General features: G+C 71.1%; 20 protein-coding genes. 11 read left to right on the top strand and 9 right to left on the bottom strand.

The genetic code is table 11. The features are described from left to right. Positions 1–168 precede the first annotated feature (168 nt). A complete protein-coding gene (locus A6A25_RS06895; RefSeq protein WP_241828533.1) occupies positions 169–1572 on the top strand; it encodes a GGDEF domain-containing protein in 1404 nt (467 codons plus the stop codon). 240 nt (positions 1573–1812) lie between these two features. On the opposite strand, the gene A6A25_RS06890 is transcribed toward A6A25_RS06895, so the two are convergent. From A6A25_RS06890 to A6A25_RS06875, 4 genes are all read right to left on the bottom strand, one after another. Continuing rightward, positions 1813–2646, bottom strand: a complete 834-nt coding sequence (locus A6A25_RS06890) for a metal ABC transporter permease (RefSeq protein WP_073886948.1) — start codon at positions 2644–2646, stop codon at positions 1813–1815. Between the two features lie 2 nt (positions 2647–2648). Continuing rightward, positions 2649–3461 (bottom strand): metal ABC transporter ATP-binding protein, encoded by an 813-nt coding sequence (locus A6A25_RS06885; RefSeq protein ID WP_073886946.1) that lies wholly within the window; start codon positions 3459–3461, stop codon positions 2649–2651. Continuing rightward, entirely contained in the window at positions 3458–4438 is a 981-nt protein-coding gene (locus A6A25_RS06880) for a metal ABC transporter solute-binding protein, Zn/Mn family (protein WP_073886943.1), read from the bottom strand. Before A6A25_RS06880 ends, A6A25_RS06885 begins: the two co-directional genes overlap by 4 nt. Before the next feature lie 158 nt (positions 4439–4596). Then, positions 4597–5697 carry an ABC transporter ATP-binding protein gene (locus tag A6A25_RS06875; protein ID WP_073886941.1) on the bottom strand — a complete coding sequence of 367 codons (1101 nt, stop codon included), beginning with the start codon at positions 5695–5697 and terminating at the stop codon, positions 4597–4599. A 258-nt stretch (positions 5698–5955) separates the two neighbouring features. Here A6A25_RS06875 and A6A25_RS06870 point away from each other — a divergent pair, with 258 nt between their 5' ends. Then, the gene (locus A6A25_RS06870; protein ID WP_073886939.1) at positions 5956–6234 is read left to right on the top strand and encodes a type II toxin-antitoxin system Phd/YefM family antitoxin; all 279 of its coding nucleotides are present in this window, start codon (positions 5956–5958) and stop codon (positions 6232–6234) included. A gap of 130 nt (positions 6235–6364) precedes the next feature. On the opposite strand, the gene A6A25_RS06865 is transcribed toward A6A25_RS06870, so the two are convergent. The 3 genes from A6A25_RS06865 to A6A25_RS06855 all read right to left on the bottom strand — a co-directional run bounded on the left by A6A25_RS06865 (position 6365) and on the right by A6A25_RS06855 (position 9499). Then, positions 6365–7258, bottom strand: coding sequence for a sugar ABC transporter permease (locus A6A25_RS06865; RefSeq protein ID WP_073886937.1), 894 nt, complete (start codon positions 7256–7258; stop codon positions 6365–6367). Continuing rightward, a complete protein-coding gene (locus A6A25_RS06860; protein ID WP_073886936.1) occupies positions 7258–8178 on the bottom strand; it encodes a carbohydrate ABC transporter permease in 921 nt (306 codons plus the stop codon). Before A6A25_RS06860 ends, A6A25_RS06865 begins: the two co-directional genes overlap by 1 nt. A gap of 64 nt (positions 8179–8242) precedes the next feature. Further along, positions 8243–9499: an extracellular solute-binding protein gene (locus tag A6A25_RS06855; RefSeq protein WP_073886934.1), complete on the bottom strand. Its 1257-nt coding sequence runs from the start codon at positions 9497–9499 to the stop codon at positions 8243–8245. 256 nt (positions 9500–9755) lie between these two features. On the opposite strand from A6A25_RS06855, the gene A6A25_RS06850 reads away from it, so the two are divergent. From A6A25_RS06850 to A6A25_RS06840, 3 genes are all read left to right on the top strand, one after another. Further along, positions 9756–10805 (top strand): LacI family DNA-binding transcriptional regulator, encoded by a 1050-nt coding sequence (locus A6A25_RS06850; protein ID WP_073886932.1) that lies wholly within the window; start codon positions 9756–9758, stop codon positions 10803–10805. 107 nt (positions 10806–10912) lie between these two features. Next, the gene (locus A6A25_RS06845) at positions 10913–12016 is read left to right on the top strand and encodes a LacI family DNA-binding transcriptional regulator (RefSeq protein WP_073886930.1); all 1104 of its coding nucleotides are present in this window, start codon (positions 10913–10915) and stop codon (positions 12014–12016) included. 151 nt (positions 12017–12167) lie between these two features. Continuing rightward, positions 12168–13043: an aminoglycoside phosphotransferase family protein gene (locus A6A25_RS06840; protein ID WP_073886928.1), complete on the top strand. Its 876-nt coding sequence runs from the start codon at positions 12168–12170 to the stop codon at positions 13041–13043. Positions 13044–13046: 3 nt separating this feature from the next. On the opposite strand, the gene A6A25_RS06835 is transcribed toward A6A25_RS06840, so the two are convergent. Then, entirely contained in the window at positions 13047–13709 is a 663-nt protein-coding gene (locus A6A25_RS06835) for a hypothetical protein (protein ID WP_143192995.1), read from the bottom strand. A gap of 140 nt (positions 13710–13849) precedes the next feature. Here A6A25_RS06835 and A6A25_RS06830 point away from each other — a divergent pair, with 140 nt between their 5' ends. Genes A6A25_RS06830 through A6A25_RS06820 form a run of 3 tightly spaced genes read left to right on the top strand, consistent with a single transcriptional unit; the run spans position 13850 to position 15748 of the window. Then, on the top strand, positions 13850–14341 hold the full coding sequence (locus A6A25_RS06830; RefSeq protein ID WP_073886926.1) for a beta-class carbonic anhydrase: 492 nt from the start codon (positions 13850–13852) through the stop codon (positions 14339–14341). A gap of 38 nt (positions 14342–14379) precedes the next feature. Then, positions 14380–15249 (top strand): A/G-specific adenine glycosylase, encoded by an 870-nt coding sequence (locus tag A6A25_RS06825; RefSeq protein WP_073886924.1) that lies wholly within the window; start codon positions 14380–14382, stop codon positions 15247–15249. A gap of 1 nt (position 15250) precedes the next feature. Continuing rightward, the gene (locus tag A6A25_RS06820; protein WP_073886923.1) at positions 15251–15748 is read left to right on the top strand and encodes a 2'-5' RNA ligase family protein; all 498 of its coding nucleotides are present in this window, start codon (positions 15251–15253) and stop codon (positions 15746–15748) included. On the opposite strand, the gene A6A25_RS06815 is transcribed toward A6A25_RS06820, so the two are convergent. After that, complete coding sequence (locus tag A6A25_RS06815) at positions 15697–16443, bottom strand: alpha/beta fold hydrolase (protein ID WP_073886922.1); 747 nt, start codon at positions 16441–16443, stop codon at positions 15697–15699. The genes A6A25_RS06820 and A6A25_RS06815 overlap by 52 nt on opposite strands. A gap of 17 nt (positions 16444–16460) precedes the next feature. On the opposite strand from A6A25_RS06815, the gene A6A25_RS06810 reads away from it, so the two are divergent. The 3 genes from A6A25_RS06810 to A6A25_RS06800 are packed head-to-tail and all read left to right on the top strand — an operon-like array spanning position 16461 to position 18906. After that, the gene (locus A6A25_RS06810) at positions 16461–17936 is read left to right on the top strand and encodes a M1 family metallopeptidase (RefSeq protein WP_073886921.1); all 1476 of its coding nucleotides are present in this window, start codon (positions 16461–16463) and stop codon (positions 17934–17936) included. Between the two features lie 39 nt (positions 17937–17975). Next, positions 17976–18587, top strand: coding sequence for a CGNR zinc finger domain-containing protein (locus tag A6A25_RS06805; RefSeq protein ID WP_073886920.1), 612 nt, complete (start codon positions 17976–17978; stop codon positions 18585–18587). Between the two features lie 10 nt (positions 18588–18597). After that, positions 18598–18906, top strand: a complete 309-nt coding sequence (locus tag A6A25_RS06800; protein ID WP_073886919.1) for an antibiotic biosynthesis monooxygenase family protein — start codon at positions 18598–18600, stop codon at positions 18904–18906. Positions 18907–18913: the final 7 nt, after the last annotated feature.

The raw sequence follows: 18913 nt of genomic DNA, 5'->3' as shown, positions 1-18913 counted from the left end.
GAACACCTCCTCAGTGCGCATCTCGGGCACGGACGTGCCGCTGCGAACGGCGTTCGCCACGCGGCGCCGGGCAGAGGGTAGGGGGTCGTGGTGAAGAACAGTTTGACTGACCAGAAGGCATCTGCGGCAGTCGGCCGGCCCTCGATTCGCAACTGGGATCTGTGGTCGTTGCGACCGGCCGCGCTGCTGTACTTCCTCTTCATCGAATCGGCGGTAGCCGCCGCCGCCATTTGGCTGCTCACCGGCCTCGACTCGGTCTCGAACGCGGACTGGCTGCGATTCGGCGCGGTCATGTTCGCCATCACCGTGCACCTGATGATCGTCCGGCGGGCCGAGGAGTCGCGCCGCAACGAGTCGGCCGGGCCGCACATCGACCTCACGTCGGTCTGGACGTTCGCCGCCGCCATCGCGCTGCCGGGTGCGCTGGCCGTGCTCGCCACGATCTGGATGCGGATCCTGATCCAGCCGATCGCGCGCCGCCAGCCGTACCGGTTCGTGTTCAGCTCCGCGAGCATCCTCGGCGGCACCATGCTGGCCTGGGCCGTGGTGCACCTGTCCGGGACGTCGCTGCTGGCGACCGGCAGCATCCCGACCGACCTGGGCCTGGTGCTCGTGCTCATCGTGGCCGGGGTGGTCAACTGGGGCGCGCAGGGCATGAACATCGCCGTCGCGCTGAAGATCGTCACCCCGCACACCCGCATCCAGGAGTTCCTCGGCTCCCGGGCGGACAACATGCTGGAGCTGAGCACGCTCGGCGCGGGCGCCATGCTCGGCATGCTGATGACGACCCACTGGGTCGGCCCGCTGCTGCTGGTGTGCCCGGTGATCCTGGTCAACGCGCTGCTCTACCACGCCGCGCAGCGGCGGGCGCACCTCGAACGGCTGCTGCGCGAGCAGGAGCAGCTGCAGGCGCGGCTGGCCGAGGACGCGCACACCGACTACCGGACCGGGCTGCTCAACACCAACGGCCTGGCCGAATACGCGGGCAGGCTCACCGACCGGTGCCGGCTGGACAACCAGCCGGTGACCGTGCTGGCCATCGACCTGGACCACTTCAAGCGGATCAACGACACCTGGGGCCACCCGGCGGGCAACGCCGTGCTGGCCGAGGTCGGCCGGATCCTGCGGGAGAAGCTGCGGCCGGGTGACGTGGCCGGGCGGGACGGCGGCGAGGAGTTCGTCGTGGTGCTCGCCGACACCGGCCTGGCCCAGGGCACCGCCATCGCCGAACGGGTGCGCGAGGCGATCGGCGAGATGTCCGTGGTGACCACCGACAAGCACCGCAACACCGTGACGCTGCGCGGCCGGAACCTGCCGTTGACGCCGGAGGGGCCGGAGGTGCGCGCCATCTCGGCGTCCATCGGCGTGGCCGTGCTTCCGGACAACGGTGACTGCCTGCAGGACGCGCAGCACTGCGCGGACGCCGCGCTCTACGCGGCCAAGGAGAACGGGCGCAACCAGGTGCGGGTCGCCGCCGGCGAGATCCGGCTGCTGCCGGCGCCCCGGGTCGACCAGCCGGTGGACGGTGCCGCGGACCAGCAGCAGGCCGCCGGCGTCACCCGCACCGCGTAAGACACCTCGACAACCCTCGCGATCACCAAGAGCGGCCGGCACAGGACCGGGCCGGCCGACCGGCGCGCGGGCCCGGCGGCGCGGGGCACGACCGGCCACCCCACCGCGGTCGCGGTGGTGGGCCGATGTGGTCGTCGTGCTGCGCATGGCACCGTCGTCTCCGCGCGGCCCGCGTCCCGCGACCGGGCCTCCGGTGGCCCCCTACGACCGCTTACCCACTTCCCACGGCTCCTAAACGCGCTACCGGGCCCTTTGCCGGTTGCCGCCGGCCAGGCGGCACACCAGGTAGATCAGGAAGGACACGGCGGTCACGAACACGCTCACCGGCATGCCGAGGACCAGCGACAGCGCCATGCCGACCAGCGCGGACACCTCCGCGAACACGACGGCGAGCACGGTCGCCCGCACCGGGCTCGCGGTGATCCGCACGGCCGCCGCGCCGGGAGTGATCATCAGCGACAGGACGAGGAGCGCGCCGACGATCTGCACGCTCAACGCCGTGGCCACGCCCACCAGGACGGCGAAGACGACTGCCAGCCCGCGCACCGGGACACCGCGCGCGACGGCCACGGCCGGGTCCACGCTGGCGAACAGCAGCGGCCGCCAGGTGAACGCCAGCACGGCCAGCACCGCGACCGACGCGCTGACCAGCAGCCACAGGTCCGTCGAACCGATGCTGACGACCTGGCCCACGAGCAGGCCGAACTTGTTGGCCGTCCGCTCCGTGTTCAGGTGGAGGAACAGCACGCCCAGTCCGAGCCCGAAGGCGAGGATCGCGCCGATCACCGAGTCGCGGTCGGAGTCTCGCCTGCTCAGCAGGCCCAGCAACAGCGCGGCGACCAGCGAGCCGACCAACGCGCCGTACCCGACTCCGACGCCGATCAGCAGGGCCGCCGCACCACCGGTGAACGCGAGTTCGCTCGTGCCGTGCACGGCGAACGCCATCTTGCGGGTCACCACCAGCGGCCCGAGCACCCCGGCGAGCAGGCCGAGGACGGCGCCGGCAACGAGCATGTCGCGCACGAAGTCGTATCGCAGCAGTTCGACCACCTGCTGCCAGGTCAGCACGTCCACCGTCAGCTCTCACCCACGACGTGGTGCGGTTCGTCCTCGCACACGTGCTGCGCCCCGACGACGTGGATCTGGTCACGCACGCGCACCACTTCGACGTTCGTGCGGTACAACTCGCTCAGCGTGCGCGAGGTCATCACCTCGGCGGGCGCGCCGATCCGGAACCGCCCCTCGACCAGGTACAACACCCGGTCGACCAGCGGCAGGACCGGGTTGATCTCGTGGGTCACGAACAGCACGGCCGTGCCCGCGTCCCGGCGCCGGGCGTCGATCAGGTCGCTGACCACGCGCTGGTGGTGCAGGTCGAGCGAGAGCAGCGGCTCGTCGCACAGCAGCACCTCGGGGTCGCCGACCAGGGCCTGCGCCACCCGGAGCCGCTGCTGCTCGCCGCCGGACAGCAGGCCGACCGGCTCGTCGGCGTACCGGGTGGCGCCCACCGCCGCCAGCGCCGCGTCGACGCGCTCGCGACGCGGGCGGCGCCCGCGCATCCCCATGCCCCAGTTGTGGCCGTCCAAGCCGAGGCCCACGAGGTCACGACCGCGCAGGGTCAGCGTGTCGTCGACGGCCCGCTGCTGCGGGATGTAGCCGATGCGGCGGTTGCCGCCGGAGACGCGCACGGTCCCGCCGGACAGCTTCTGGAGCCCGAGCAACACCCGGATGAGGGACGTCTTGCCGGAGCCGTTCGGGCCGAGCACCGCGACGAACTCGCCGGGGGCGACGTCCAGGTCGAGCCCGTCCCACAGCACGCGGTCGCCGTACGCGAGCCGCGCGCCGCGGAGGGACACCGCGGATCGCGTGTCCGTGAGCTGAGCGGTCATGCGCCGAGCGCCCCCACCAGGACGTCCACCTGCTTGGTCATCCACTCAAGGTAGCCGGTCGCGCCCTCGGGCAGGGTCTCGGTCACCTCGACGACGCCGACACCCGCCGCGCGGGCGGTGTGCAGCACCTCGCCGGTGGCCGCGTTGCCGGTCTGGGCGTTGTTGACGACGGCGGCGACCTGCTTGCCCTCGACCAGGGTGAGCGCTTCCGCGAGCGCGACGGCGGGCACGTCGGTCTCGTTCTCCACCGCCTCGGCGAACGCCTCGGGCGTCGCGTCCTCCACGCCGGCGGCGTCGAGCAGGTAGTGGGCGACGGCCTCCGTGGCCAGCACCTTCTTGCCCGCACCCCGGCCCTTGACCTTGTCCTCCAGGGCTTGGACGCCGTCGGTGAAGGTCTTGGCGTTGGCCTCGAACGTCGACTTCTTGTCCGGCGCGATGGCGCCGAGGTCGACGGCGGCCTGGTCGGCGACCTTGCGAACGGTCTCGAAGTCGTACCAGACGTGCTCGTTGACGGCGTGGTCGTGGCCCTCTTCGTTCTCGGCGTGACCCTCCTCGCCCTCGGCGTGGCCGTCCGGCTCGGCGGAGGTCTCGGGCGCGTCGTGACCGGAGGCCTTGCCGGAGATCGGGAAGGCCTCGATCTTCTTGGCGGCCTCGGTCTCGGGGCCGAGCAGCTTGGCGAAGAAGTCGTCGTAGCCGCCGCCGTTGAAGATGACCAGCTTCGCGTCGCGCACCGTGGCCAGGTCGGACGGGGTGCTCTCGTAGGAGTGCGGGTCACCGGAGGGGTCGTCGATGATCGAGGTGACCTGCACGGCGTCGCCGCCGACGGCCTGGACCACGCTGCCCCACACGTTCGTGGAGGCGACGACCTTGATCTTGCCGTCGTCGTTCGCGGCGGGGGTGTCCTGGGCCCCGCAGGCGGTGAGGGCGACGGCGGTCGCGGCGGCCACCGCGCCGAGCAACGCGTTGCGGACAGTCATCAGAGCACTCCTCGACAGGCGGATCAGCAGGCGATGGAAACCGTTGTCGAGTTCAGTTTAGAACGCTCCGCTACCGAAACGCCCACCGACCGGGTGTTTTGCACACCACAGGGGCCACCTCCGTCGAAACGGAAGGTGGCCCCGGTGGTGGTCGGACGTCAGTCGGTCAGGCGGTAGCCGGACTCGGGGTGGAACACGTGGACCTCGCCGGCGTCACGCACGGCGATCTTGACGGTCTGGCCCAGGGTGGGCGGCGTGCGGCCGTCGACGCGGACCACGAACCGCTCGGGCACGTCGCCGATGCGGACCGAGCCGTGCATGAGCGCGTCCGCGCCCAGCTCCTCGACCAGCTCGACGGTCATCTCCATGCCCTGCTCGGACGAGCTGACCAGGGCCAGCGACTCGGGCCGGATGCCGAAGGTCACCTCGGACAGGCCCTCGCCCGCCGCCTTGTCCAGCACCTTGCGCTCCAGCGGCACCACGATGCCGTCGAGCTTCGCGCCCTCCGACGTCAGCGGCACGGTCTTGAGGTTCATCGCGGGCGAGCCCATGAAGCCGGCGACGAACGCGTTGGCCGGCTTGTCGTACAGCGCGCGCGGGGTGTCGCACTGCTGGAGCAGGCCGTCCTTGAGCACGGCGACCCGGTGACCCATGGTCATGGCCTCGACCTGGTCGTGCGTGACGTAGATCGTGGTCGTGCCCAGGCGCGCCTGGAGGGCGGCGATGTTCGCGCGGGTCTCCACGCGCAGCTTCGCGTCGAGGTTCGACAGCGGCTCGTCCATGAGGAACACGGAGGGCTCGCGGACGATCGCGCGGCCCATCGCGACGCGCTGGCGCTGACCGCCGGAGAGCGCCTTCGGCTTGCGCTCGAGGTACTTCTCGAGGTCGAGCATCTTGGCCGCTTCCAAGACCTTCTGCTTGATCTCGGCCTTGTTGACGCCGCGCAGCTTGAGCGCGAAGCCCATGTTCTCGGCGACCGTCATGTGCGGGTACAGCGCGTAGGACTGGAACACCATCGCGATGTCACGGCCCTTGGGCGGGACGTTGGTGACGTCCTTGCCGCCGATGTGGATGGCGCCCTCGTCGATGTCCTCCAGACCCGCGAGCATCCGCAGCGCGGTGGACTTGCCGGAGCCGGACGGACCGACCAGCACCAGGAACTCGCCGTCGGTGACGTCCAACGACAACTCGTCGACCGCGCGGACCGGCGGGTTGCCGGAGAAGATCCGCGAAGCCTTGACGTAGGCGACCTCAGCCATGCCACGCACCTTTCACTACCCGAGCTTTGCCGCAACGCTAGGGATTGCAAGCGCTTACGGGAACGGGTGAATTGGTCTAATTCCGCATCGGTTCAGCCGCCCGGACCAGCCGACCGCAGCGCCGCCGGGCCGGGTCCGACCTACCGCCCCACCGGGTCCAGTGGGGCGGCGATCACCCGATCGAGGTGGCCCGCCCAGGCCTTTGACCAGCGGTATTGCCAGTGGCGAGCGGTGTGCCGGCTCCCTAGCCTCTGCGCTGTGAAGGTCATCAGCCAACAGGAGTTCGACGACACCCTCACCGAGGTGCTGGAAGCCGTCGAGGCGGGCGAGACGTACCAAGTCACCCAAGACGGCAGGGTGGTCTTCGAACTGCGCCTGCCACCACCCCCACAGAACTTGACCACCGCCGAGGTGATCGAACTGGTGAAGGACCTGCCGCCGGTGGACTACGCGAAGATGCGGGCGGACATCGACGAGTTCTTCGGCGACGAGGACCGCATCGGCGACGACGACCCGTGGGAACGCCGCCGTGGGTGAGCTTCGGCCAGGCGGGGTGCTCGACACCGATGTCTTTCGTCAGGCGTCCACCCGGTACGGCAGCCTCATCAGGCTGACGATCGGTCTGATCGGAAGGGCCTCCGCGACGAGGCGGAGGCCCTCCGCGGCGTCAGCCCTTGACCGCGCCCGACGACAGGCCCGTCACCAGGAACTTCTGCACCAGGTAGAACACGACGATCGCGGGGATGGCGACCAGGATCGAGGCGGCTGCCAGGTGGCCCCACTCGGTCCGGTTCTGCTGGACGAACACCTGCAGGCCGACCGCCAGCGTCTTCGACTCGTCCGCCGCCGACAGGAACGCCGACGCGAACGCCACCTCGCCCCACGCCGTCAGGAACGCGTAGAACGACGTCACGGCCAGACCCGGCCGGGCCAGGGGCAGCACCAGCCGCCAGAACACGCCGAACGGCGACAGGCCGTCCACCCGACCGGCCTCGTCGATGTCGGTCGGGATCGTGTCGAAGTAGCCCTTCAGCATGTACGTGCAGAACGGCACGGCGGTCGTGCAGTAGACCAGCACCAGCCCCAGCGACGTCCCCTGCAGCCCGAGCGCGAGCAGGATGTTGTACAGCGGCACGATCAGCACCGCGAACGGGAACATCTGCACGACCAGGAACGACAGCATCAGCGACCGCTTGCCCGGGAACCGGAACCGCGACGCCGCGTACCCCGTCGTCGCGGACAGGAACACCGCCAGCACCGTGGTCATCAGCGCGATCAGCACCGAGTTGCCGAACCACGCCAGGAAGTCGCCCTTCTCGCCCGCCAGGATCCGCCCGTAGTTGTCCAGGCTGGAGTCGTTGACCAGCTTCGGCGTGGTCTCGACGGCCTTGGCGTCCGGCTTGAACGACGTCACCAGCACCCAGAACACCGGGAACACCGCGATCAGCGACGCCACGACGAGCGCGCCGTGCAGTCCGATGCTCGCGACCGGCGACCGCCGCGAGCGCTTGAGCGCCCGGACCGGCTGGACCGCCTTCAACGACGCGGCTTCGACCGTCATCACCACACCTCGCCTTGCTTGCGCAGCGCACGCCGGTACACGCCCGCGAACACGAGCAGCACGGACAGGATCAGCACGCCGTAGGTCGACGCCACCGCGAAGTCGCGGGACGCGCTGGAGAAGAACCGCTCGAACGCGTAGGTCACCAGGATCCGGGTGTTCGGGTTCGGCCCGGTGATCAGGTAGATGACCGCGAACATGTTGAACGTCCAGATGATGCCCAGCAGCACCACGGTGCTGGACACCGACCGCAGGCCGGGCAGCGTCACGTTGCGGAACCGCTGCCACGGTGTCGCGCCGTCGACCTCGGCGGCCTCGTAGAGGTCACCGGGGATCGACTGCAGGCCGCCCAGCAGCGCCACCATCATGAACGGCACGCCGAGCCAGATGTTGACGATCATCACGGCGACCAGCGCCCAGTCCGACTGGCCGAGCCACACCGGCGGGTCGTCCATCCCGAGGAAGCGCAGGAACTGGTTGATGATCCCGTACTGCGCGTTGAACATGTACTTCCACGCGAACGCGCTGATGAACGCGGGCACCGCCCACGGCAGGATCAGCAGCACCCGGTACACCGCCCGGCCGCGCACCTGCCGGTTGAGCAGCAGCGCGAGGCCCAGGCCGATCGCGTAGTGGCAGAACACGCAGCCGAACGTCCAGATGAGCGTGCGCACCAGCGTCGACCAGAACGCGCCGTAGCTGGCGTCGCCGGACAGGACGTTCAGGTAGTTGTCGAGGCCAACGGAGACGTAGGTCGCCGGCCGGTCGAGGATCGGGTTGGCGATGTTGCCCTCGTTGATGTTGGTGAAGGTGAAGAACACGCCCTGCGCGAGCGGGAACAGCACCAACACCGCGATGACCACCACGACCGGCAGCACCATCGCGTACGCGTACCAGTGCCGGTCCAGGAACCTGCGCACCGAAGTCTCCCTTCGCCGCCCCGCGGCGGCCGGCTCGGGATGAGCCGGGCGCCGCGGGGGATGGTCAGCCGACGGTGTACTCGGTGACGACGGTGTCCTTGTAGGCCTTGGCCACCTCGTCCAGCGCCGTCTTGGCGTCCTTCTTGCCCGCCAGCACGTCGGCGTAGGCGATCTTCAGCGGGTCGAACAGCTGGCCGCCCTCGGGGATCCACGCCCGCGGGTGGGCGGAGGTGACGACCGGCTCGAACGCGGACACGACCTCGTGCGCCTTCACGTCGGCGTTCTCGTAGGCCGACTTGCGGGTGGGCAGCACGCCCAGTTCCTTGGCGATGCGCACCTGCGACTCGGTGCTGCTCATGCAGGCGATGAACTTGACCGACGAGTCCTTGGCCTTGGTGCCCTGGCGGATCACGTAGTCGTGGCCGCCGACCGGCGCGGAGCCCTTGCCGGCGGTGGCGCCGGGGACGGGCGCGATGCCCAGGTTGGCGGCGTCGCTGAACGCGGCGCCCTTGAGGTAGTCGGCGACCGACCACGGGCCGTTGATCACCATGGCGACCTCGCCCGAGGTGAACGCGGCCTGCATGTTGTTGTAGGAGTTCGCCGGGTCGAGCGCGGTGGACGCGGCCTTGGCGTCCAGCAGGCCCTTGGCGGTCTCCAGCGCCTTCACGTTCTCCGCGGAGTTGACCACGATCTTCTTCGCGTCGGCGTCGACCAGGTCGCCGCCCTCGCCGTAGATGAACGGCAGCGCGTAGTAGGCGTCGTTGTTGATGAAGATGGTCTTCTCGCCGCCGAGCTTGGCCGCGGCGGCCTTGACCTCGTCCCACGTCTTCGGCGGCTCGACACCGACGTCGGCCAGCAGCTTCTTGTTGTAGAACAGCGCCAGCGAGTCGGTGACCTGGGGGACGCCGTAGGACTTGCCGTCGTACTTGGTGGAGCCGAGCGGGGTCTCCAGGAAGTCGGACGTGTCGTTGGCGAGCTCGGTGCCGGTCAGGTCGGCGATGTAGCCGAGCTTGGCCAGCTGCGACACCCACGCGACCTCGGCGCGGAAGACGTCCGGGCCCTGACCGCCCTGAGCGGCGGTCCGGTAGTTGTTAAGCGCCTGGTCGAAGGCGACGGTCTCGGTCTTGACCTTGTAGCCGCCCTTGGTCGCGCACTCCTGCGCGATGGCGGTGAACACCGGGCTCTCGTTCGGGCCGCTGGTGTCCCAGAAGGTGATCTCGCCGGAGTCGCCGGACGCCGATCCGCCGTCGCCACCACCGCACGCGGTGAGGACGAGGGCGGAGACGGCCGCCACTGCGGTCACGAGGGTGGTACGTCGCATCGTTGCTGTCGTCCCTCCTGCGGGCCTCCACCGTGATGAAGGCTCTTGCAAGAACTTGCGAAATTGTTGACGCGGATTTCATCCCGCCGACCAGGGCCGGGTCAAGGGTCTGGACGTAACCAAGCCGTAACGGCACCGGTCAAGACGAGGAAACCAAGGTGGGCGTTGCAAAAATTTGCCGCTGACGGCAGGCTGCACGTCACCAGCGGCGTCACGCGTCACCAGCGCGTCACCAGCGAGTCAGCGAGGAGGCAGGGTGTCCGGTCTGTCCGAGATCGCCAGGGCAGCCGGGGTGAGCATCTCCACGGTCAGCCGGGTGCTCAACCGCCGGGCGGGCGTGAACGACGAGACGCGCCAGCGCGTGCTCGCGGTGCTTGCGGAAATGCCTTACACCCCGCGGGGGTTGGGCGCGCTGCAGCGGACGGGCGTGATCGGGCTGCTCGTGCCGGAGCTGTCCAACCCCGTGTTCCCGGCGTTCGCCGAGGCGCTGGAGGTGCGCGCCGCGCGGCTGGGGTACTCGTCGCTGCTGTGCAACACGCGGGCCACCGGCGCGGGCGCGATGGGCGAGGAGGAGTACGTGCGGATGCTCCTCGCGCGCGGTGTCGAGGGCATGGTGTTCGTGTCACCGGAGATCACCAACGTCGAGGTGCCGCTCGGCCAGGCGCCGCGGCCGTCGTACTACGCGAAGCTGCTGGCCGACGGCGTGCACATGGTGTTCGTCAACGGGGCGACGCCGTCGCTGGACGTGCCGGACGTGACCGTGGACGAGCAGCACGCCGGGTATGCCGCGACCAGGCACCTGGTGGAGCTGGGGCACCGGCGGATCGGGTTCGTGTCGGGTCCGGCGCGGTCGCTGCCGTCGCGGCTCAAGCGGGCCGGCTGGGCGGCGGCGCTGGAGGAGGACGGGCTGCCCGCGACGTCCGACTTCGTGGCGCACGCGCCGTTCGGGCCGGAGGGCGGGGCGGAGGCGGTGTCGACGTTGCTGGACACCGTGCGGCCGACGGCGGTGATCTGCTCGTCCGACCACATGGCGATCGGCGTGCTGCGGGAGGCGCACCGGCGCGGGTTGGTCGTGCCGCGCGACCTGTCCGTGGTGGGGTTCGACGACATCCCGCTGGCGTCGTACTGCTCGCCGTCGTTGACGACCTTGGCGCAGCCGATCGAGGAGATGGCGGCGGCGGCCGTGGACGAGTTGGTGCACCGGCTCGACCCGGATCGGCGACGGCGTCCGGCGGGCAATTACACGCGCGTTTTCCGGCCTCGGCTGGTGGTGCGCGAGTCGTCCGCCGAAGCCTCATTGGTTTAGACCACTGTACTGTGGGGTAACCCATTCCCAACTGCACTGATGGCAATTTTGAGGGACGCCGGTCACCCCCACTTCTGTAATTGGTTCTGAACCGTTACGGTCACTTCATGGCGCGGTCGATGCATGTGCGACGCCCCGCGACGCTCGCCTCACTGGCGGCGGAGCTGGGTGTTTCCCGGACAACGGTGTCCAACGCGTACAACCGTCCCGACCAGCTCTCGCCAGAGCTGCGACGCCGGGTGTTGGAGACAGCGAGACGACTCGGGTACCCGGGGCCCGACCCGGTGGCCCGTTCCCTGCGGACCAGGAAGGCCGGTGCGGTGGGCCTGCTGCTCACCGAGAACCTGTCCTACGCGTTCCGCGACCCGGCGGCGATCGGGTTCCTGGAGGGGTTGGCGCTCGCGTGCGAGGACGCCGGGACCGGGCTGCTGCTCGTGCCGGCGAACCCCGAGCGCGAGGACGTGGCGGCCGTGCACCGGGCAGGTGTGGACGGTTTCGTGGTGTATTCGGTGCCCGACGACGACCCGCACCTGGCGGCGGTGCTGGAGCGGCCCGTGCCGACCGTCGTGTGCGACCAGCCCGACCTCGGCAACGTCGACCGCGTCGGCATCGACGACCAGGCGGCCATGCACGCGCTGGCGCAGCACCTGATCTCGTTGGGGCACCGGCGGGTCGGCGTGGTGTGCATGCGGCTGGCCCGGGACCGCAACGACGACTTCGTGACGCCGGACCGGCAGCAGGCCGCGCACTTCCACGTGCAGCGGGCCCGGTTGGCTGGGCTGGCGCAGGCGTTCGCGTCGGTCGGCGTGGACTGGGCCACCGTGCCGGTGGCGGAGCGGTTCGACCACACCATGGCCTCGGGCGCGTCGGCGGCGGCGCAGGTGCTGGAGCGCGACCCGCAGATCACCGCGTTGATCTGCACGTCGGACATACTGGCCCTCGGCGCGATGGCCGAACTGCAGCGCCGTGGCCTGCGCGTTCCGGCGGACATCACGGTCACCGGCTTCGACGGCATCCGCGAGGCGGAGCAGGCGGGCCTGACGACGGTCCGCCAGCCGGTCCTGGAGAAGGGCCGCGCGGCGGGCAAGCTGCTCCTCGACTCGGCCGAACGCACCCGCCCCAGGGCCGTCACCCTGTCCACCGAACTGGTCCAGGGCACCACCGCCGCCCCACCGCGCGGCACGACGGAGGAACGCTGGTTCGGCCCGTGACCCCCGACCCGGCCTGACTGCCACCGGCCGGCCACCACCCCACTCGCGAACGCTCCGCAGGGGTCCCCGCCTCAGGGGACCCCTGCTTGTATTTTGCCGGCGATCACCGACAATCCGGGCTTGGTCGCTCCGGACGGACACCGGAGTTCACATGCTGACCGTTCCGCCCGCGTTCGCCGAAGCCACGGTCCGCCGGGAAGGCGAACCGGGCAGGCGGCGGGTCGAGGCGCTGCCCGCGTTGGCCGCCGAGTTCCTCGAACGCTGGTCCTGCACGCCGACCGGGGCGGTGCTGCACGGGTTCGTCGGCGTGGTCGTCCCGGCGGTCCGGGCGGATGGGGCCGAGGTGGTGCTGAAGCTCGCGTTCCCGCTGTCGCACACCGAGGCGGAGCCGGTCGCCCTGGCGGCCTGGAACGGCAACGGGGCGGTTCGGCTGCTCGCCCGCGACGACGGCCGGTCCGCCATGCTGCTGGAGCGGTTGCGGCCCTTGGCGGAGCCCGAACCCGCGCCGTTCACGGCGGTCGGCCGGCTCGTCCGACGGCTGGCCATCCCGGCGCCTCCGGGCGTGCCGGGCCTGGCGGACAAGGCGCTCGGCTGGGCGGCGGACCTGGCCGCGAACGGTGCGCCGCCGCTGACCGCGCGGGTGGTCGACGCGGCTGTGGCCAACGCCCGCGACCTGGCCACCGACCAGCCTGCCGTGCTGCTGCACGGCGACCTGCACTTCGGCAACATCCTGCGTGGCGACGACGGGCCGCGCGCCATCGACCCGACCGCGCTGGTGGGCGATCCGGCCTCCGAACTGCTGCCGTTGCTGCGCGGCGACTGGGCCGCCGTCGCGGCCGAACCGGACGTGCGCCGGGCGGTGGCGCGGCGGATCGCGGAGTTCGCCGAGGCGGCGGAGGTGGAGCGGGAGCGCGTCCGCCGGTGGGCGCAGGCCAGGGCGGCGGAGTCCGCGTTGTGGTCACGCCGGCTGCACGAGCCGGCCGCCGTCACCGCGGTGGTCGATGCCCTGGCGGAGCTCCTGGCGTAGACCTCACGTGACGCGGAAGACCACCGGGTGGCTCGCCTTGCCCGCCACCAGTGCGGTGAGCAGGTAGTCGCCCGCGCCCAGCCGGGACTGCGCCCGGCAGCCCGGTTCGGACGTGGTGCCCGGCCACTGCAGGCCGTAGGTGAACCGCTCGCCCGGCTGCATCACGCGCACCTCCGACCCCTCGGTGACGAAGCAGTCGTTGCTGGACCACAGCCTGGTCACGCCGTCCGCGCTCGTCACGACCAGCTCGCGCACGTGCCGCCCGATCTCCTTCGCGCACGGCAGCGGGCCGGTGTTCGCCACGGCGATGGTGAAGCGGACGGGCCGGCCGGCCGGGGTCTCCGGCTTGTCCACCTCGGCCGCCACGGCCACCTGCGCGTCCTCGCACGGCGGTGGCGGGCCCGGCGGGAGGGTCGGGGAAGGCACCACCGGGGGGACCGGGGACGGGGGTGGGGTGGTCGAGGACGACGAGGCGACCACGGGCGTCGCGGCCGGCTCGGGCGGCTTGGACGACGGCTGCGCGGCCACCAGCGCCGGGTCGCCCCGGCCCACCAGCACGCCGACCAGCCACACCACGAGCACGAGCGCGACCACCGACCCGGCGAGGGCCAGCGCGCGGCGCCGCCAGTACACCGACCGCGGGAGCTGGTCTGTGTGCTCGGTCACGCCGACGAAGGTATCCAAGTCGGCTGGAATTCCCGGGTAGGCATCGGTCCCCCGATGAGGTGAACGTGAGGTTCGCCCGATTCGCTTGCCCGCCATGCGGGAGGCAGGTTCCAATCCCGGGGAACAACGGGAGGTGCGCGATGACCGCGATCGACGAGCTGCTCCGCCGCAACGCCGAACTGGGCAACATCGTTCCCGGCGACCGTTCGTCGCCGAAGCCCTCGATGCAAGTGGCCATCCTGACCTGCATGGACTCCCGTATCCGGGTGTTCGAGATCTTCGGCCTCAAGCAGGGTGAGGCGCACGTCCTGCGCAACGCGGGCGGTGTCGTCACCGACGACATGATCCGTTCCCTGGCCCTGAGCCAGCGCAAGCTCGGCACCCGCGAGGTGCTGCTGGTGCACCACACCAACTGCGGCCTGCAACTGGTCACCGAGGACGACTTCAAGGACGAGCTGGAGCGCGACTCGGGCCTGCGCCCCACGTGGTCGGTGGAGGCGTTCCGCGAGGTGAAGGACAGCGTGCGCGGCTCGATGAACCGGGTCCGGCAGAGCCCCTTCCTGCTGCACCGCGACACCGTTCGCGGCTTCGTCTACGACGTGCACACGGGCGAGCTGACCGAAGTCGTGTGACCGGTCGGCGGACCGGTCGTGGAAGACTGTGCGGCGCTATGAGCCTGGACGCCGACCTCCTCCTCGACTGGTTCGCCGACACCGCCCGCGACCTGCCCTGGCGACGGCCGGAGTGCACGGTCTGGGGCGTGCTGGTCAGCGAGATCATGTTGCAGCAGACCCCCGTGGCGCGGGTCGAGCCGATCTGGCGCGAGTGGCTGGCCCGCTGGCCGACCCCGTCGGCGATGGCGAAGGCGACGCAGGGCGAGGTGCTGCGCGCCTGGGGCAAGCTCGGCTACCCGCGCCGCGCGCTGCGGCTGCACGCCGCCGCGCAGGCCATCGCCGAGCACCACGACGACGCCGTCCCGAGCGACGTGGACACCCTGCTGGCCCTGCCGGGCATCGGCGCGTACACGGCACGGGCGGTCGCGGCGTTCGCGTACGGGCAGCGGTGCCCGGTGGTCGACACGAACGTGCGCCGGGTCGTCGCACGGGCCGTGCACGGCGCGGGTGACGCGGGCCCACCGTCCACCACCAAGGACCTCAACGACGTCGAGGCCCTGCTGCCGGACGAGCGGGCCGCCGTCTACTCGGCCGCGCTGATGGAGCTGGGCGCGCTCGTCTGCACGGCCCGCACCCCGAAGTGCGCCGACTGCCCGGTGTTCGACGCGTGCGCGTGGCAGCTCAACGGCCGTCCCGCTTACGACGGCCCGGCCAAGGCGGTGCAGAAGTTCGCGGGCACCGACCGGCAGGTGCGCGGCCTGCTGCTGGACGTGCTGCGCGGCACCAGCGAGCCCGTGGCGAAGGCGCGGCTGGACGTGGTGTGGTCGGACGCGGGCCAGCGGGACCGGTGCCTGCACTCGCTGCTCGACGACGGCCTGGTCGAGCAGACGGCCGCGGGCCTGTTCGCGCTGCCCGGGGAGCACTGACGTGCACGCCCTGGTCGTGTTCTTCGACGCCGAGGCGGAGAACGCCGTGCGGGCGCTTCGGCGGCGCATCGGCGCGCGGTTCGAGCTGCCACCGCACCTGACCTACGCGGCGGCGGGCACGATCGGGCCGAAGGTGCGCGCCGAGCTGCGCGAGGACCTGTCCCGGCTGTGGCTGCCCGACGTCTGGCTGCACACCCTCAGCGCCACCGGGAACACCCTGCAGCTGGGCGCGGTCGTGGACGCCGAGCTGCTGGCGGTGCACTCGGCCGTGCACGACGTGCTCGCGGGCCGGGTGAAGCACCCCAACGCCCACTACCTGCCGGGCAACTGGGTGCCGCACTGCACCCTGCTCGACGGCGAGGACGCCGACGTGCGCACCGCGTTCGCCGAGCTGCACCCGATCACGCCGATCCGCGCCAAGACCCGCGAGATGGCGATCGTGGACACTCAGACCGGGTCGATCGACCCGCTCAGGAACGCCTCCACCGCGCCCCGGTAGACCTCCGGCGCCTGGTCGTGCACGACGTGCCCGGACTCCGGCACCACCAGGTGCGTCGCACCGGTCCGCCGCGCCACCTCGGCCATCTGCCCGGCGCGCAGCCCGCCCAGCCCTGCCTCGACCACCAGCATCGGGCACCGGATCTCGTCCACGTAGTGCCAGTAGTCCCGCTCGCCCCACTCGGAGGCGATTTCGTAGAGGTCGGGCAGGTGGGCGACGAGGTGCCAGCCGTCCTCGCGCTCCTCGAACAGCTCCTCCACCCGCGGCACGTCCACGACCGTCCGCACGTGCGCCAGGGACTCGAACGCGGGCGGCCACGCGTCGAAGTACCACTTCCACTCCTCGACCGTGCGACCGCGGTTGTCCGGCACCACGTCCTCCGCGACGACCGCGCGCACCAGGTCGGGCCTGGTCGCGGCGAGCGCCCACGCGTGCAGCCCGCCCATCGAGTGCCCGATCACCACGGCGGGCGCGAGGTCGTACTGCTCGATCACCTCGACCGCGTCGGCGACGAAGTCCTCCGTCCGGAACGGTCCCCGCACCGGGTTGCGGCCGTGGCCGCGCGCGTCCGGCGCCACCACCCGCCCGTACCGCTTGAGCCACTGCGCCACCGTCCACCACGTGCTCGCCCGGCTCATCAGGCCGTGGAGCAGCAGGATGCCCTGCCCCGATCCCCCGAACTCCGCAACGCTCATGCGTGCATCATGTCGGCATGGCCATCAGCTCCAAGGCGCGCCCGTACCTGATCGTCATCGTCCTGGTGCTGGTGGTGGCCGGGGTCGTGGTGGCCAGGTTGCCGCGGGACCAGCCGACCGCGGCGCCGGCCACGACCGCCGTGACCACTCCCCCGGTGGTGAACGCCGAGGGTGGCGCCGGCGCGGGCGACGCGTACTACCCGCAGGACGGCAACACCGGCTACGACGTCACCGCCTACGACGTGTCGGTCACCTACGACCCCGCGACGAAGCGGCTGGACGGCGTCGCGCGGATCACCGCCAAGGCGACCGCCGACCTGTCCCGGTTCAACCTCGACCTGTACGCGCTCAAGGTCACCGGCGTGGACGTGGGCGAGCGGCCCGCCGCGACCTACCACCAGGAAGGCGACCACGAACTGGTCATCACGCCCGGGTCACCCCTGGTGAACGGCGAGGAGTTCACCACCACCGTCCGGTACGGCGGCGAGCCGACCCTGTTCGAGGACCGCGCGCTCGGCCGCAGCGGCTGGCAGGTCTCGACGTCCGGCGGTGCGTTCGCGGCGGGCGAGCCGCACTCGGCGACCACCTGGTTCCCGGCCAACGACACCCCGCGCGACAAGGCGTCGTTCGCGTTGACCGCCCGCGTGCCGGAGGGCTGGTCGGTGATCTCCAACGGCGTCGAGCGGGGCTCGCAGACGACCGACGGCTGGACGTCGTTCCGCTGGGTCGCCGAGCAGCCGATGGCCACCTACCTGACCACGATCGCGATCGACCGGTGGACCGTGGAGCGGTCCACGCTGCCCGACGGCACGCCCGTGGTGGACGCCTACGCGCCGGGCGCGGAGAACACCCGGCAGCACCAGCGGCGGCTGCCGGAGGTGCTCGCGTTCCTGGCCGAGAAGTTCGGCCCTTACCCGTTCGAGGCGGCGGGCGGGATCTTCCTGGCCGACAACATCGGCTTCTCGCTGGAGACCCAGACCCGGCCGATCTACGCGTCGTGGGCGGACCTCGACACCGTCGTGCACGAGAACGCGCACCAGTGGTTCGGCAACTCGGTGAGCCTGGAGAACTGGGCCGACATCTGCCTGAACGAGTGCTTCGCCTCCTACGCCCAGTGGCTGTGGGCCGAGGCCAAGGAGGGCGTCGACCTGGACGAGCGGTACCGCGCCGAGGTGGAGCGGGTCGCCGACCGCGAGACGTACTGGAACCGCAAGCTCTACGACATGGGTCGGGGCAACGAGTTCCGCGGCGTCTACGACAAGGGCCAGCTCGCGCTGCACGCGTTGCGCCGCCAGGTCGGCGACCCGGCGTTCGACCGGGTGCTCAAGGACTGGACGGCGGCGAACCGGGACGGCAACGCGTCGTGGCCGGAGTTCGAGGCGCACGTGGAGCGGGTGTCGGGGCAGGACCTGGACGCGTTCTTCGGCGCGTGGTTCCGGGGCACCGAGGTGCCCGCCGACGAGTTCCTGCACCCCGGACCACTGCGCCGGTAACCGTCTCAGCCGGTTAGTGAAACTGGCTACAGTGGTTACATGGCGACGTGGACCAGGACGCTGACCCGCCCGGACGGGCAGAGCTTCCGCTTCGACCCCGGCAGCTTCGCACTCGAACTGCTGGTCAGCGGCGGTCCGGGCGAGCTGCGCGTGTTCGAGGTGCTGCACGCGCCGGACGACCTGGCGGCGTGGCTGGCCGACTCGCGCCTCGCCGCGACCGCGCCGTTCACCGCGGCCGACGTGCGGGTCACCGAAGCCGAGCTGGTCGCGGTGAAGGAGCTGCGCGACGCGTTCTGGCGGGTCGCCCGGTCGATGGTCCGCGGTGGCGAGCTGCCGTCCGCCGACCTGGACGTGCTCAACGCGGCCACCGCCGAGACGCCCCGCCCGGTCGTCGACCCGCACTCGCGCGCGTTGGCGTGGGCGAAGCCCATCACCGGTACGCAGGTGCTCGGCGCGGCGGCCCGGGACGCGGTCGAGCTGGTGGCCCGGGGCGGCGTGCGCGAGTGCTCGGCGGACAACTGCGGCCTGCTGTTCGTGGACACCTCGCGGTCCGGCAACCGCCGCTGGTGCTCGATGGAGCGCTGTGGGAACAGGCACAAGGTCCGCGCCCACCGAGCCCGCCACGAGACGGAAACCGCCGAGGCGCAGTAACGTCGTGGGCATGGCGGTTGTGAAGATCAACGCGATCCACGTGCCCGACGGTTCCGGCCCCGAGCTGGAGAAGCGGTTCGCCGCACGGCTCGGCGCGGTCGACTCCGAACCCGGCTTCCTCGGCTTCCAGCTCCTGCGGCCGGTCAAGGGCGACGACCGGTACTTCGTGGTGACGCAGTGGGAGACCGAAGAGGACTTCCAGAACTGGCTGGGCGGCAAGGCCAAGGAGGCGCACTCCGGCGAGCGCGCCAAGCCCGTCGGCACCGGGTCGGACCTGCTGGAGTTCGAGGTCGTGCTCAGCTCCGAAGCGAAGAAGTGACCTCGCG

The organism is Saccharothrix sp. CB00851 (assembly GCF_001905065.1).
Classification (GTDB): Bacteria; Actinomycetota; Actinomycetes; order Mycobacteriales; family Pseudonocardiaceae; genus Actinosynnema.
The sequence above is the reverse complement of the archived record's forward strand: the minus strand, read 5'-3'. Positions and strand labels throughout refer to the sequence as shown.